Genomic DNA, 16,191 nt, shown 5'->3' on the forward strand with positions numbered 1-16,191 from the left:
TCACATCGCCAGCTTTCCCAGCCGGGTCACCGGAGAGGTGACCGGGTCGGCGACGATGCGCCCGATCGCGGCGGCCGAGGCGGGGCGCAGCCACCGCACGAGCCCGCCCCACGCCAGGCCAGTCACCGATACACCAATCACGACGATCGGCACCGTCAGCCAGCGCTGCGAACCGGTGGGAAGACCTAGCAGCGACCCCAGATTGCCCATCATCATGATCAGCAGAACGGTGCCGAGCACGCAGCCGGTCACGGGAGCGATCCGACGCACGACGATGGAGTCGTTGGTGCCCTGGCCTTTGGCGAAGAATCCATACGCGGCCCCGCCGCCGACCACGAGCAGAACCAGCAGCGCGAGCGCACCGATCGTCGACAGCCAGCTGAACATGGCCAGCGGTTCGGCCCCGGCCAGTGCGAACCCGCCGATCACCAAGCCTGTCAGCGTGGTCTGCGTCAGCGCGGCCGCCACGGGGGTGCCGCCGTCGCCGCGCTTGCTGACCCGGGTCAAGAATCGCGGTAGGACACCTTCGCGCGCCAGGGCGAACAGATATCGGGCCCCGGCGTGTAGGAAGCTGGTCATCGCCGCGAAAATGCTGCTGATCAATAGCAATGTGGCCAGGCCGCCGATTGCAGCGCCGAACACATCGTGCAGGGTCTGCAACGGCCCTTCGACTGCTACACCTGTAGTGCTGCCGTGAACGCCCATAGCCCAGGCTGTCAGGGCGTAGAACAGCGCGGCGAAACCCACCGCCGACAGGGTTGCCGCGTTCATCGTCTTCGCGCCGCCACGGGCCTCCTCCGCGTAGGCCAATACCGTCTCCACCCCCGCGGACGCGGCGACCGCGAACGCCAGCACACCGGCCATCCCGGGCACCATCAGCGAAGACGGCGCAAAGCCCGTCAGCGACAGATCCGCAGCCCGGTTCACCAGCGCGGCAACGACGTAGAAGACGATCAGGGCGATTTCCAGGCCGAGTAATCCACCCAATAGCCGAGCACTGCTCAAGCCGCCGAGCAGACCCATAACGGCCACCAACACGAGCAGCGCCAGCGCCGTGGTCCACCACGCCCCGTGGAGATGGAACAGGTCGGCCAATGTGGCGCTGGCAAGGCCGAACAGCGACGAGCCGAAAGCCAGGTACACGGCCAGTGCCAGCACTCCACCGGCCACACCGACGATCGGGGAGATCCCTCTGGCCAGAAGCGCGTAGAAGGGTGCGGCGTGGCGGATGTGCCCGCTGGCCGACGAGAACGCCGCTGCCAGCACCATCAGCACCGCACCGACCACCAGAAACGCCAGCGGAATGCCCACCACCCCCGTCGTCTCATACATGGTGGGAATACCGCCGACCGTCACCGTCAACGGCGAGGACGCCACAACGCCCATAATCCACAGCCCCACTGGGCCAAGCTTTCCTTGCGCCAGCGTCGCTCTCATGCGCACGCCAGCCGATCGTTGCCCTGCATAGCTTCGAGCCCTCCGCCGTCAGAATTCTTGGCCACCCAAAGGCCGTCTACGTCAATCGGCATGCACGCCTGACGCCAGCCGGTTTGACCCCAGTAATTACTTGACCAATTCAGCCCCAGGGGCATGCCGAGGTGAAGGACTTGGATGTTCACAGCTCATCTGTGGACATCCATGGCAAGACCCGGCCAGCGAAGTTCGCTCGGACGTGGAGGCCGGGATGACCAATGGCATCCAGTGATGGATAATTGTCAACCAACCGGCGTGGTCATGTTGGTGTGTTTCGGCTGGGTGTAACCCGATGCCTCAGCACTCCTGTCAGCCGCGGACACAAGGGAGGTGTGATTGTGGGACAACAGCCTCGGCCGCTGACCCCACACATTTCCGCGTTGCATTTCTTTGGCGCGGAGGTGCGTCACTGGCGTCGGCTGCGTGGCTTGTCGGGTCGCGGCCTTGGCCAAGCCGTGGCCTACAGCCACAGCCTGTTGAGCCAGATCGAAACCGCCACCCGCTGGCCCACACCCGAACTGGCCAAAGCCCTCGACGAGCATCTGGAGACCGGCGGTGTCCTCCAGCGGCTCATCCCCGCAGTCGCCCAGTTACGCGAGCAATCCGCACGCCTGGCCGCCGCGAGCAGTCCAGAACCAGGTGAAGTCGGGCTTAGCTGGGCGGGCGACACCGCCGCCGCGATCGGCACCCTTCGCCAGCTGTGCGGCGCCGATCTCTCCGAGCAGCCCGTCGTCGATGCCGCATGGTTGCCGCAGGCACTAGCCGAACCGCTGGGGCGCTGGATGGTGACGCACAAGGATCCCCATTTGCCGGTCAACACGGGCTCACGCCGTGTCGGGCGGGCTGACCTCGACGCGCTGTGGGCCATGAGCGCCGCCTTCGCCGACGCCGACCACCGTCTCGGCGGCGGCCACGCCCGCTCCACGCTGCTGTCCTATCTCGACCACGTCCTGGCACCCATGCTCAAGGGCCAATACACCGACGTGATCGGCCGCGAACTGTTCGCCGCTGCCGCCCGGCTGTCGGACCTGGCCGGATTCATGTGCTTCGACTCCGGCAGGCAAGGCCTGGGCCAACGGTATTTCGTGCAGGCGCTGCGACTCGCCAAGATCAGCGGTGCGGTGGGGCTGGGCGCGCACATCCTCACCGACATGGCCATGCAAGCCCACTGGCTCAGCCACGCCACCGAAGCCATCGCGTTGGCCGAAGCCGCCTGCCACACCGTACGACGCGCGGGTTCGCCCAGCTCCGTAGCGCGATGCCATGCCGTGCGGGCACGCGCCCTAGCCCTTGCCAATGACCGCACCGCCAGCGACCGAGCACTGCACCACGCCGAACAGGCGCTGGAAAAGGCGTGCCACGACAGCGAACCCGAGTGGATCCAGTTCTTCAACGCCACCCAGCTCGCCACCGAATCGATGTACGCCAGCGACAACCTCGGCCGGCGAAAGCGCGTACAAGCAACGGCAGCGATCACCGCCATCGCCGACCAAACCATGCAACGCCGCCACGTGCTGGCCGTGACCACACTGGCCGCCCCCCACCTACCCAGCCCCGCCACTGACACCGCAAAGTCCGATGTCGACCAAGCCTGCCAGCTCCTCGCCATGATCATCCCCATGGTGCCGAGCATGACCAGCGCCCGAGGCCTGGACGGCATCAACAACATCCGCCGACGTCTCACCGTGTTCCGTGACCGGCCCACCGTCCACGAAGTCGAAGCCGCGCTGCTCAACGCCATGGTGCCCACGCCGTAGACTCGCCCACGTGCACGCTGTCGGCTCCACCCCCTGGGTCCTCGACCTGGCCTGCACACACGCCACCGCGCTGGGTATGAACACCACCGCAGCGCGCGTCCTGCACCACTACAACAACGCGGTAGTGCTACTCCCCGCGGAAAACACCGTCATCAGGCTCGCCAGCACCGAGGCGGTGGATCGCATCGCCGCCAGCCAGGACGTCTGCCGATGGCTCAGCAGCCAACACGAATACCCCGCGACGATCCCCGCGCCCGGTGCGACAGTGGCACTGCTCGCCGACTCGATGACGGCAAGCTTGTGGACCTATCACCCGCCACCGCGGAGTCCGCTCACCACCACATCAGCCGACCTCGCGAAGCTGCTCCACACCCTCCACTCGCTACCGGTGCCACCGGCCGCGCTGCGTCCATGGGAACCGCTGTCGTCGCTGCACGCGATACTCGCCGGCCCGGACGCGCACGCCGTCATGACCGGGCCAGAGATCGAGGCGGTCCAGGCAATCCTCGCCGACATCCACGACCGGCTCGCCACCCACGACTGGCCCCTGGGCCACGGGCTCATCCACGGCGACGCATGGCAGGGAAACCTGTTGCACGACAACAGCAGCAGCACGCCGCAGCTGCGGTTGGGTGACTGGGACAACGTCGCCATCGGACCCAGAGAAGTCGACCTCATACCAACCTGGCACGCCTCCTATCGGTACGGCAAAGGACAGCACTGGCGCGACGAATTCCAGCGGGCCTACGGCTACGACTTGCAAGAATCCCCACGCTTTGCCGACCTTATGGCCATGCGCGACCTCGCCCAGCTCGGCGGACCCATCCGGCGCGCCGCGCACAACCCGCGATACGCCGCCGCCTTGCGCCAGCGCCTCGGCGACATCCTCGGCGGGCAGCACCACACCACCTGGACAGCCCTCACCGGATCAGCCTGAGATGCCCGAGCCTGCGTTCGCGATCGTGTCGTATTCGCTTCGGTCGGCTCGATGGTGCCACGACATCTCGATGGTTCTGCAAACCGGCGCAATCAGTTTGGAAGTTACACGGCTATTGTTCCGTACTATGCCGGTAGGGATTGGATGGTGCCGCTGGCCTGCTGATTCATTTCAGCTCTATCCCAGTCGGTTCCGGCTCCGGACCGTTCCCTCCCACAACCCTCCCACGATCGGCCCCGTGGATGCGTGGTCCAAGGGGCCGATTTCTATTTGCGGAAAAACAGAATGCGGACACGACAGACGCCGCGCGCATCTCGCGATCCCGATGCTCCGCAGGCCAGCAAGACGGTGGCGCAGCTGCGGCGATGCGTGTCCGCACTTCCCGGGAAAGCGTTACGAGGACTGGGTTCTGACCGATCCGGCAGGGCAGCCGATCGAGATCGTGCACGAGGTTAGTGACGAGATCTGCGATCGGGTCGAACGTTGATCAAAGAGATCGTTCCGGCCTAGGTCCTGTCGCGCGCGGACATGGTTTTAGGGCATCAAGCCGGTGAGCAATCTGAACAACGATGAACATCGAACTTCACCTTTGGAATGCGGCCTGGCCGCACATCCGGTGATGATGGGGAGCATGCACGCTGGAGCTTAGATCGCGGTCCGCCATGAGCGGTTACCTCCGTTCGCCTGCGTCACACAAGCTTTGCAGCAATCATCCATCCTGCAGCAATCAGTGCAAATCGCCCGTATGGCCGTCGGCTGAAAGAGGGCCGGGGCCATGACGCTGCGGCTGTCGTGGTTGATTCGATATCCGCACCGTTCGCTAGCCTCTGTCATGTGAACGGGCTAGGTCACGGAATCGACCCTGACCGAATGAAGGGCGAGCATGTCGCAACGGGCGGTTGCCACAGATAACTAGGTTTGCTTTGTTCCTGATCGACCCTAGTAGATCGCCTCGTTGGTCGAGACAACAGTTTCGCGACCAGTCTTACCCTGAATGATGTCGATCTAACCGGTCGCCCCAGCGCGAGTGAACCTCAGGGCGATATCCGACTATCGAATCCCAACATGTGTGCTGACGCGAGTGGGCGCCGCCAGCACTGTCCGCTTACGACGAAGAAATTCACCGAAGGAGAGCAATGCGAACGCGGTCAGCAGGTTTGTCTGCACCCGCTTCAGGCCGTTGCCGTCGCCATCTCGATCGCAGTGGATATGCCGACTGGGCAAGCGTAGGAAGCCGGCGCACACGGAATAGACACCGTCTCGAGCTCAGTAGGCGGAGGCCCGCGAGCCTATCCGTCAATCCGACCCACTTTAGTTGACGCCACCCTCGTTCCGCTCCGAGGCGCGCTAGCCACCGTCTACGGCGCCTATCAACCATCGGCACCGGCGCTGTCAAATGAACTGGGAGTCATTTAACAATGAGGAAGCCCGTAGCGTTTTCGTTGTCAATATTTGTTTTCGTCAGTAGTCTGACGCTAGTGACGATGGCTGCTCCCGCCAATGCGGCCAATGGATCAGCGCTCCTTGTGAAAGATATTCGGCCTGGTGCGCAAAGCTCGCACCCGTTTTCTCTGGCCAATGTCAACGGTACGCTCTTCTTCCAAGCAAGTGATGACATGCATCCTTCCGGCCTCTGGAAGAGTGACGGCACTGCCGCTGGCACGGTCCTGGTAGCAGACCTAGCGATGCAAAGCCCGGCATACCTGACTAACGTCAACGGCACGCTCTACTTCCAGGCCAGTGATGGTGTACACGGCTATGAACTATGGAAAAGCGACGGCACGACCGCGGGCACCGTCATGGTCGCAGACATTAATCCCGGCGCAGATAGTTTGTACCCTAGCGCTCTCACCAATGTAAACGGCACGCTCTACCTTCGAGGATGGGATGCAGAAGGTTCGGAGCTATGGAAGAGCGACGGCACTGCCGCTGGCACCGTGAAGGTGAAGGACATACGGCCCGGCGGTAACGGTTCATTCCCCACCCACCTTACCGACTTCAATGGCACGCTTTACTTCCAAGCCGACGATGGCTTAAACGGAGCGGAGCTATGGAAAAGCGACGGCACCGCCGATGGCACGGTGATGGCCGCAGATATCTTCACCGGAAGTAGTTCCTACCCCGAGCAATTCGCCAATGTCAACGGAACACTATTCTTTCGTGCATTAGGCAATGAAGCGGAAAGCTACGAACTATGGAAGAGCGATGGCACTGCCGCCGGCACCGTGAAGGTCAAGGACATACGGCCCGGCACGTATATGAGTTCGAACGCTAGTTATCTTACCAACTTCAACGGCATGCTCTATTTCCAAGCAAACGATGGCGTTAACGGTGCCGAGCTTTGGAAGAGCGACGGCACGGCGGCTGGCACCGTCATGGTGGCGAACATCAATGCGCTGGGAGATTCGTCCCCCAGCTGGCTGGCCACTTCCAACGGCTTGCTCTATTTCTCAGCTAATGATGGTGCGTACGGCAATGAGCTGTGGAAGAGCGATGGTACTGCTGCCGGCACTGCCCTGGTGGCAGATATTTATCCGTCCGGAGATTCGTACGCTGTGTCCCTAACCGATGTCAATGGGATGCTCTTCTTCCAAGCAAATGACGGCGTGCATGGCAATGAACTATGGAGGCGGGGGGTCAACGACTCCATCGCCCCGACCGTAAACCCGCCCACTTGGTCGAGCAATCCCCTTGCACATGGGCAAAACACGACGCTCAGTACTGTGGTGACTGATGATGACAATGACGTTGAAAGCGTGATGTACACCATCGACGGGGGCACGCCCCAGTCGATGACACAAACCGTCGCTAACGGCACATGGAAAGCTACATTCGGCTCCGAACTCTCGATCGGCACCTACAACATCACCATTACCGCCACCGACCAGGCTGGTAATTCAAGCGCCAGCGTGACCAGCACCCTCACCGTTCTCGATCAGACACCACCGACAGTGACCGGACACGCAGACCGTAGTCCCACCAGTTTCGGCTGGTTTAACGCACCGGTGGTCATTAACTGGACATCAAACGATCCAGCGCCATCCTCGGGCACCCCCACGGTACCCAGCCCGACGACAATCAGCGCCGACGGCGCCAACCAGCCAGTGACATCGGGCCTATCATGCGACCCGGCAGGAAACTGTGCTACAGGCCAATACATCGCGTCGATAGACCAGGCCGCACCGTCGGTAACCTACTCACTCGGCCCAGCACCCAATGGGGAAGGCTGGAACAACACCGACGTGACAGTAACCTTCACCTGCGCCGACGGCCTGTCCGGCATAGCCACTTGCTCCGGACCTGTCACGGTCGCCACCAACAGTGCGGCCCAGACCGTGTTCGGTACCGCCTTGGACAAAGCTGGCAATGGCACGGCCATAGAGATCACCATCAAATTGGATAAGACCGCTCCCAGCATCACCGCCACGCCGTATCCTGCAGCCAACGGCCAAGGCTGGAACAACACGGATGTTGCCATAGTCTTCGCCTGCAGCGACAACCTCTCAGGCCTCGCGAACTGCTCCAACTCCTTCGCGCTCGCCACGGAAGGAGCCAACCAAACCGTATCCGGTCAGGCCATCGACCGTGCCGGAAATACCGCGACCGCGACGCTCTCGATCAATATCGACAAGACCGCACCCACAATGGGAACCCCCGCATGGACGGTGAACCCCAAACCGGTCGACACCCCATCATCTCCCGTGCCAAGCACACTATCCGTGCCCGCCGCAGACAGCCTCGCCGGCGTCACACGAGGCGAATACTTCATAGGCCCGGACCCAGGCATAGGCATTGCCACCCCAATGCCATTTGCCAGCGGCAACCTCACCGCGGCGCTCGGCAGCCAACTGCCAGTCGGCGTATACGACATAGGCATCAGGGCACTCGACAACGCCGGCAACTGGACCGCGGTCATCACCACCATGCTGGTGGTCTACGACCCCGTCACAGCACTGGGCATCACCGGCAAGAACAAAAAGGACCTCGTCCCGCGCCTTGCCAACGGCGACCACTTGCCCGGCCTGATCTCAAACACCCAAAACGACACAGCCGACTACGGCTTCACCATCGACTACCGCAACGGCTCGCTCGACCCACGCAACGACTTCCACTTCAAATACACGACCGGAAGCCAATGCAACTCCTCCAATCCACAGAACTGCCACAGCCTCACCCTCGATGCCACAACCGTCGCATGGCTCGTCATCGACCAGACCAATAGCTCCCGAGGCCGATTCCAAGGCACCGCAACCGTCACCACCGACGGCGCAACGACATCGAATGTCTTCACCGTGGAAGGCATCGACGGCGACCGGCTCAGCTCTGCCGACGACCATTTCCTACTAAAGATCTTTGCGGCCAATACCAACCCCGATACCGCCACCCCGCTCTACCAAGCATCCGGATCACTTGCCAAGGGAAACTCCATTCGCATCCGGTAGGCCCGAGATCGATGCGAGCCTGCGCGCCGCAGGCTCCACATTGATTGATGCAGCCCTAGAGCGCGGGCTGCACAATGGCAAACGTGGCGGCCTTCGTTGTGCCGGTGAACCTGGCGGACAGTGTGCGCGCCGATCCGGTGCCTGGACGCAGGGATTGGCTGCGCCTGCTGCCCGAGATCGTAGGGGCGCAGGCTGAGCGGTGGTCGCTGCGCGTCGGTGAGCCGTACCAGCCCGGGGGCCGCTGCGCCTGGGTGGCCCCGGTACGGGACGTCGCCGGGCAGGATCTTGTGCTCAAGGTTGCCTGGCGGCATGACGAGGCGGCCCACGAGGCTGACGCTCTGCGGGCGTGGGCTGGCCAGGGGGCGGTACGGCTGCACGACAGCGAGGTGTTCGGCTCGACGAGCGTGCTGCTGCTGGAGCGCTGCCGTCCAGGGACGACGCTCGCGCAGGCTCTGCCGGAGCCCGAGCAGGATGAAGTCGTCGCCGGTCTGCTGCGGCGGTTGTGGGTCGCGCCTACCGCTGGGTTCTCGTTCCGGCCGCTGCAGGTGATGTGCGATGCGTGGGCAGCGGAGTTCGAGGAGCAGCTCGCAGTGTCTGCCAGCCGGCTGGATCCGGGGCTGGCTCGTGCCGGGATCGAACTGTTGCGGACTCTGCCCGCCACCGCTGAGCGGCAGGTGCTGCTGTGTACCGACCTGCACGCCGGGAACGTGCTGGCGGCGCGCGGGGAACCGTGGCTAGTCATCGATCCCAAGCCGTATCTGGGGGATCCGACCTACGACGCGCTGCAACACCTGCTCAACTGCGAGGAGCGGCTGGTTGCCGATCCGGCCGGGTTGGCCAGGCGGTTGGCGGACCTGCTCGGCCTCGACCCCGACCGGCTCATCTGCTGGCTGTTCGCCCGGTGTGTGCAGGAATCGATCGACCAACCCGTGCTTGGCGAGGTTGCCGCCCACCTCGCCCCCGGGTAGCCGGTCCACTAGGCAAGATGACTGGCCCGGCGATCCCACGTTCTCTTCTGCTCCATGTCCGACAGGCTCTGGTTGCGGCTGTACCGCTCTTGGTACATCTCGGCGAGGAGGACCGCGGCGCTGCGGTAGACCGGTGAGCCCGGCCGGGTCTTGGCCGCCTCCGTCAGTATTCCTATAGCAAGTTCTAGGAGCTCGCTGCTGCCAGTCACGCGGAACGTGCGAACTGTATGCAATCCAAGATTCAGTACATAGATCGGTGCGCGGAAACTATCGGTAGGTATCGCTTTAACGCTGTGGTTTATCAATTCCGTCGCCCGCTTTAGATGACGGTTCTCGCCCGTTAGGTCGAACTGATAGCCATAGGCCACACCGAGGTAGCTTGACGCGAGCGCATCCGTCGTCGACCCCTCGGTGGCGAGAGTCATCGCCTCCTCAAGCAGGGCGATGCCTTTGTTCAGCAATCGCTGGTCACCGTGCTGCTCATAGAGCCTGATCCGCACACCGGCGGCGTCGGTGCATATCTGTGCCCGGCGAGCAGCGGACGTCCCTCGCTGGAGGAGCTGTGAGAGGATCTCGTCCCACGCAGACTCGACCTGCGGGCTCGACGCATCTGTCGCCAGCAGCTGCATCGCGTCGCGGATCTCGGCGGCGACGTGCTCGGCCTCCTCTGGCTGCACCTGTCCGCTGGGCACTAGCGGGGCTGCCACGGTTGCCACCTTTCTACTTCAGCGATAGTCCAATGAGGTGCATTCTCGGGTCTAGCTGTCGTTTGGGTGGCCCAGGCAGAAAGTGCGTTCGCACGCGGCTAAGCTCCAGGCGATTACACGACCACAGCGCATTGACGCAGTTCTATGCTTGCCGTGCGGCCAAGTCCAGCACGCGCGCCGACGGCCGGGGTCGGCCGCGATCGTCCGACCAGATGACGATAGCGCAGGTCCGGCGCGCCAGCGGAAAGGCCTTGGTAGGCGAGATCTGGGCGCGGGCGATCGGCGCGGCCCCGGTACCGATCGGGGAAGCAGGCCGTGGAGACTCTGAAGCATGGCGCAGGTAAGGCCACGTACGTTGTGGGTTGGGCATCACGGCCCAGGGACTGTCCACCGAAGGTGCCGTTCAATTACTGGCCAACTCCATTGCCACCGTCTTCGGGCTCGCCGTCCTCATCGCCGTATTCGGCCCCATCTCTCGGGCGACTGCGACTGCGACCGCATTCCGCGTTGCAGAGCACGTTCGAAGTATCAGGGTCGTGACAACCTCCAAGACAACATCACCGGCTGCCTTTCGGCTGCGCCGATGTCACAGGGCGCAGCGCCAGTTGCTGCTTGTCAACCTTTAACAGCCGCGGAGGCGGGTGCGGACATAGGAGCGGAGGGAGGTGCGGAGGGCGGTGTGGAGGGAGACGTCGAAGGAGGCGTGGACGGAGATGTTGAGGGAGGCGTGGACGGAGATGTTGAGGGAGGCGTGGACGGAGAGGGGGAAGGAGGCGTGGACGGAGGGGGAGTGCGGCCCCATGTGCTTCCGAACTCGTCGGAGATGCTGCCTTGCGCTGGATCGAAGTTGAACACCGTCTGAGCCTGAAACGCGCACAATGTCGCCCGGCTAACCATACAAGTGACCTGGAAATCCACTGTCAGAGTTCGCTCATCAGAGAGGATGCCTGGTCCGCTGGCGCTGGCTTCCGTCCCGCCGCACGGTTCGAACTTAGGCGACTCCGCCCGCACGCTGAACTGCTTTTCCACCGTGCCGCGTACGATGGTCATCGTTTGCGGCACACCGTCGCGACTCACAGAAAACCAGCTGCCTGAGATGTCGGGAGCTGCCGTAGCAGTGGTGGGTACGGTCACCGAGGCCACCGAGGCGACGATGATCACCGTTGCTGCCGTGAGTACGCTGCGCCACACAACGCTGGAACGTGCCATGGCATCTCCTTCCCAGATCAATCCGCACATCCAGATATGTCGCTGTCATCATATGCGCGCCCAGGGCTTGGCAGCCAGCGATCATCTTCGATTAAATGTGGTGTTCATTGTCGGGGGGACCGATAGGCGGATGTTCGTGCATCAATGTCAACCTGCCTGTCGTGGATGCCGTTTGTCGTGGGATAGCCGGCAAGGTTGGGCTCCGATGCTGCAGCGTCGGTGGCAGACTCTGGCGCTGCGGGCCGGCCGGGTGGCAAGGCCGCAATCCTTCGGTCTCCATGGTGGATAGAGCTCATCGGTGCGGCCGCCTTCGAACTGGGGGTTCACAGGCGCGTTTCATATCCGCATAATCGGATATGATGTCGGACGTTACTCAGCGGAGGATCCTGGTGGTCGAGACTGGCGCGATCATGCTGCCGGTGGAGGCCGATGCTGTCGCTGCGGTGGCGAAGTGTTTCCGGGCGTTGGGCGATCCGACACGCTTGCGGCTGTTGGCGTTCTTACTGAATGGTGAGCACACCGTCGCCGAATGCGTCGACCACGTTGGCCTCTCGCAGGGCCGGGTCTCCATGCACCTGGGCTACCTGTCGGAGTGCGGTTACATGCAAGTGCGCCGAGCCTGGCAGGTTCGCCTTCTATAGGCTCGCCGATGCGAGGATCGCAGACCTAGTCGGCGCCGTCCACGTCCTTGCCGCAGAGAACTGCGCAGCACCGTGCGCTTGCCACGGCGTCCCATCGCGACATGACGGTTAGCTGCCGGCCGTAACGTCCCAGTTGACAGCACATTTACATGCCTCGGTTGGTTTGGCATATTGGATCGACGCTTGGATACGCAAACCGGATTGAGGCGAGAGGCCGTGCGTGGTCTGGTTGCTGGGGTGCTGGCGCTGATCTTGCTCGCGGGCTTGGCGGGTGAGAGACCAGCGATGTCCCCTACCCCGTCAAGGTGGCCTGCCGGAAGCGTGTTGGCAGACATTGATGCGGCCAGCCCCGCCATCGCCGAACGTCTGCGCCAGTACGAGGTGTTGCTCGACCTGGACAAAGCGGTGCCCGCCGAGCCCATGCCGGCTGACCCTGGCGGTGCGCTTGCCGCAGCGGTCGAGCAGCTCGCATCAGCGCTTGGATTCGCACAGAGCGTGGAACAGGCGATCCGCGACGCGGGTATCCCATCCGAGTTGGCTGGGCGTATGGCAAGGCTGCTGGACAAGATGCACGAATGTCATGTCATTACGGCCCGGCGTCATGACGAATTGATTGAGCTGCTGCCGAAACTGTTCAGCCGCACGTCGGCGGTACCCAATATAGATTTCTCGGACGTCGTTGCCTGCGCGCCAAAGATGTGGCTGGCGACCCGTGAGCTCGAGCGGGCCATCAAGGCCGAACAGAGCGGATCCGGCCAATGCGGCCAAACGGGAGCTCGAGCGGTGGATCTATGGCCGGTCCTGCGGTTTGAGCCGGGCTGCGCCAACCAGACCTACCAGCATGATTATCTGCTCATCGTGGATATGGGCGGTGATGATGTTTACGCCAACAACGCTGGATCCAATGTCATTGATGTGAACTTTTCCCCGCCGAACGCGGCGAAGCCGGGCTTGGTCGGGACCGGACCGGCGAAGGGCTGCCAGCGCGGTCTTGCCGGCCTGTATCGCAAGGATTGTTCGGTGTCCGCAGTGGTTCTGCTCGACACCCAAGGAAACGATTCCTATGGGGTGTTGGAGCAGCCCGACTCCGATCGGATCTGCACCGACGATCCGGTAGTCCGGCGCATGCTCACCGGCGGCGCGGCGTTCCTCGGAGTGGGCATCCTGCGCGATTCCGCCAACAGCGCTGATCGCTACGTGGGCAAGACGGTGTCCTTGGGCGCCGCACATATGTTCGGGGTCGGGATACTTTCCGATGCGGGTGGCAACGACACCTACATGGCCGTCCGGAACAGCATGGGCTTCTCACTCATAGGTGGGTTGGGTCTGCTCCGCGACGAGGGCGGCGACGATGTCTACGACTATTACATGCCAAGACCGCTGAATCCCTCGGCGCCCAACCAGACCGATGGCGCCGGCGGAGTGCGTGACAACGAAGGCGACGGCGTGTGCGACCGGGTGCCGCGCTACACCCTCGGCGGAGGCAATATGGCGACCGCTTCTGGCCTTTTAGTCGACGATGCGGGCGACGACACCTATCGCGCAGCGTTCTCCGACGTCTACACCACCAACCCCGCCATCGGTGGCATGTCGCTTTCAGCCGGCAGCTTGGGGTTCGGAGGTAACGGCGCCGTCGGGACCTTCCTGGATCGAGGTGGCAACGATCGATATCAGGTGGACAATCCGTTCCCCGGACTGGCCGTGCGTGCGGATGCCAAGGTGGTCAAGCCAGGCAGTCCGTCTACCGATTCCCCGGGAGCCAGGCTTTTCGAGGGCGGCAGCGGCGTGTTCATCGACCGTTGAGTCGCGTTATCCGGAAAGCCTTTCCTTCCAGCGGGCCGTAGCGACCTCGGCGGCCGGGTGCAGTGGCGCACACTCGCCGGCGACTCCGTGCGTTGTCGCCCAATCCTGGGCCGCCGCTTCTGTCTCGAAGAAGTTGATCGTGGGGCACCATTGATCGACTACAGGGGTACCTGCGCAGTAGCTGGCCAGGAAGACCACGCTGGACAGGTCGCCGCCCGCCGGTCGGCCGTCCTCGAACATGATCGCGATCGGCTGCCCGCTGTGGGGGCTGGTCGAATGGATGGCGCCGGTGGCATCGAGCGCACCGAGGATCCCCAAGGCGTCAATAGCGCACCAGGTGAACCATTGCGTGTCGCCGATCGAGATCCGGTGCCCGGTCTCGTCCAGAGACAGACCCATGGCACCGGTGACTGCGCCCGAGCTGTCGAGCCGGATCCGGCCAGCCGTAACAAGGTTCGCAAGCTCTTCGTCTAATGTGGATATATGGGCGTTTGATCGTGCTTGTATGGCGTCGGTGGGCACGGCTCGGCTGGTCTCCAGCAGCAGGAGGAAGGCCACGCGAAGAATCTCGTTTTGCGTGGTGGTCAACTCCGGCAGGGATAGCGCTCGCATTCGGGCAACCTCCAGGCGCTCACGTGACGGCCATGTCCAGTATGCGTGCCGCGGCGGCCGGCGGGAGGCCGCGGTCGTCGACCAGATGGCGATACAGCAGATCCGGTGCGCTGTCGGCGGACAGGCCGTAGTGGGCCAACTCTGCCCGCAGACGCTCGGCGCGACCTCGGTACCGGTCGGGGAGTAGACCGTCGAGTCGTTGAAGCATCGCGTATTCGGCGGCCACGTACATCGCACGAAGCTCCGGCTGGTGGAAGAAACGGCGGTAGTAGCTGACTCCGCCGACATGGACCAGTTCGGCTGACATGTCCTGCTGCCAGACCCGCGGACCTCCCGCCGACTCCAGGAGGCTTCGCTGAGTTCGGTGGGCAAGATTCCTTACGCGATTGGTGCTGTAGCCGTTGGCGTAGGCCGCGAGCTGGTAGGCCACCAGCGTGTCGAAGAACTGGCTTTCGCCCGGGGGTATGGGGCGTCCGTGATCATCTGGGGGCAGGACTCGCAGCAGCATTTGGCGCTGCCGGCTGGTGGGTATGCGGCACCAGGTTCGCGGATGCAGAAGGGCCAGATTCGACCCGATCCAGTCATAGTTGGCCGGGGTCATATAGGTCCCGCGTGCTTGCAGAGCTCGTGCCACTTGCAGGTTGATGAAGGCGAAGTGGGTACAGGCTATGGGTTTGCCATCATCTGTGTCGTAGGTCCAGATGGCGTTGACCGCGACCTCAGGATTGATCTGAGTCATCTGTTCAAAGAGTTCCGGTGCCAGCACGAAGCAGTCGATGTCGAGATAGCCGAAGTTCGAGTTGTTGGCAGCGAACAGAAACTCCCACGTCGTGTTGTCGTCCACGCCGAGCCGGATGTTGTGCAGCGGGCGTTTGACGTGTTCAGCCAGCCAGCGCACCTCCTCCTCGGACAGCTTCGAGCCAATGAGGACCAGATTGACCTCGGGTGGGACGAGCCGTGCAGCTTGGGCGACCCAATGCAGGAGGCCTTCGGTGAAAAACATATAGAAGGGGTCCGGCCGGTCGAGGCCAGCGCAGAATGTCTTGATCTCGCGCAGGTGAACCTGCTCCTCGCGGTCGCGCCGCCACTGGGCCACCTCGTGGCGCATCCGGTTGGGGACAGCCGACCGGATGAGCCGCCGCATCGACGCGCGTGTGCTGACCGGCCGCTCGGCGAACGCGATCACGTTTCCCCAGTCGTCGCGTACCTCAAGCGTGCGGTCGGACAGGAAGGTGATGCCGATGCCAACCTGGATTTGGGTGCCGCGGGCTCGCAGGTCCTTGGCTATCGGGTCCAGGTTGTCGACCTCGATGAAGGCGTCCCATGCTTGCCCCGCGTGACGCCGCCTTGACATCTCGCCGGGTGCCAGGTCGAGCCCGGGCTGCACCGCTTGAAGCAGGATTGCGCAGTCACCGCGGCGCACCATCGCCGCTATAGGTGGATCACCGACGATGTCGGCCCGGTCGAAGCCGAAGCGCTGGCCGTAGAACCGCGCCGCCTCGCTGACGTCGTTGACGAGCAGGCAGGGGACACTTCGCGTCCCGTCGGAAATGAGGTCCCTGAAGACCATCGCTGCACCTCCGTGGGAACCCGTATCATCTTCGATGTGACGTATCCGATTGTGCGGATGCATGGAAGGTAC

At 63.3% G+C, this 16,191-nt stretch carries 10 protein-coding genes; 6 read left to right on the forward strand and 4 right to left on the reverse strand.

What is annotated here, in order from left to right; all coding sequences use genetic code 11:
* Complete coding sequence (locus Rhe02_RS07315; RefSeq protein ID WP_203907318.1) at window positions 1–1,437, reverse strand: APC family permease; 1,437 nt, start codon at window positions 1,435–1,437, stop codon at window positions 1–3.
* 374 nt (window positions 1,438–1,811) lie between these two features.
* On the opposite strand from Rhe02_RS07315, the gene Rhe02_RS07320 reads away from it, so the two are divergent.
* From Rhe02_RS07320 to Rhe02_RS07335, 4 genes are all read left to right on the forward strand, one after another.
* A complete protein-coding gene (locus Rhe02_RS07320) occupies window positions 1,812–3,230 on the forward strand; it encodes a helix-turn-helix domain-containing protein (protein ID WP_203907319.1) in 1,419 nt (472 codons plus the stop codon).
* 10 nt (window positions 3,231–3,240) lie between these two features.
* The gene (locus tag Rhe02_RS07325) at window positions 3,241–4,167 is read left to right on the forward strand and encodes a phosphotransferase family protein (protein ID WP_203907320.1); all 927 of its coding nucleotides are present in this window, start codon (window positions 3,241–3,243) and stop codon (window positions 4,165–4,167) included.
* Window positions 4,168–5,585: 1,418 nt separating this feature from the next.
* Window positions 5,586–8,609: an ELWxxDGT repeat protein gene (locus Rhe02_RS07330; protein ID WP_203907321.1), complete on the forward strand. Its 3,024-nt coding sequence runs from the start codon at window positions 5,586–5,588 to the stop codon at window positions 8,607–8,609.
* Between the two features lie 83 nt (window positions 8,610–8,692).
* Window positions 8,693–9,577: an aminoglycoside phosphotransferase family protein gene (locus Rhe02_RS07335; RefSeq protein ID WP_203907322.1), complete on the forward strand. Its 885-nt coding sequence runs from the start codon at window positions 8,693–8,695 to the stop codon at window positions 9,575–9,577.
* A gap of 8 nt (window positions 9,578–9,585) precedes the next feature.
* On the opposite strand, the gene Rhe02_RS07340 is transcribed toward Rhe02_RS07335, so the two are convergent.
* The gene (locus Rhe02_RS07340) at window positions 9,586–10,284 is read right to left on the reverse strand and encodes a hypothetical protein (protein WP_203907323.1); all 699 of its coding nucleotides are present in this window, start codon (window positions 10,282–10,284) and stop codon (window positions 9,586–9,588) included.
* Window positions 10,285–11,852: 1,568 nt separating this feature from the next.
* On the opposite strand from Rhe02_RS07340, the gene Rhe02_RS07345 reads away from it, so the two are divergent.
* On the forward strand, window positions 11,853–12,134 hold the full coding sequence (locus tag Rhe02_RS07345) for an ArsR/SmtB family transcription factor (protein ID WP_239123504.1): 282 nt from the start codon (window positions 11,853–11,855) through the stop codon (window positions 12,132–12,134).
* 237 nt (window positions 12,135–12,371) lie between these two features.
* Window positions 12,372–13,937, forward strand: coding sequence for a hypothetical protein (locus tag Rhe02_RS07350; RefSeq protein ID WP_203907324.1), 1,566 nt, complete (start codon window positions 12,372–12,374; stop codon window positions 13,935–13,937).
* 6 nt (window positions 13,938–13,943) lie between these two features.
* Here Rhe02_RS07350 and Rhe02_RS07355 read toward each other — a convergent pair whose 3' ends face one another.
* Window positions 13,944–14,549 carry an alkylmercury lyase family protein gene (locus tag Rhe02_RS07355; protein ID WP_203907325.1) on the reverse strand — a complete coding sequence of 202 codons (606 nt, stop codon included), beginning with the start codon at window positions 14,547–14,549 and terminating at the stop codon, window positions 13,944–13,946.
* 19 nt (window positions 14,550–14,568) lie between these two features.
* Window positions 14,569–16,119: a VOC family protein gene (locus Rhe02_RS07360; RefSeq protein WP_203907326.1), complete on the reverse strand. Its 1,551-nt coding sequence runs from the start codon at window positions 16,117–16,119 to the stop codon at window positions 14,569–14,571.
* Between the last annotated feature and the right edge of the window lie 72 nt (window positions 16,120–16,191).

Source organism: Rhizocola hellebori (genome assembly GCF_016862955.1).
GTDB classification, from domain to species: Bacteria; Actinomycetota; Actinomycetes; order Mycobacteriales; family Micromonosporaceae; genus Rhizocola; species Rhizocola hellebori.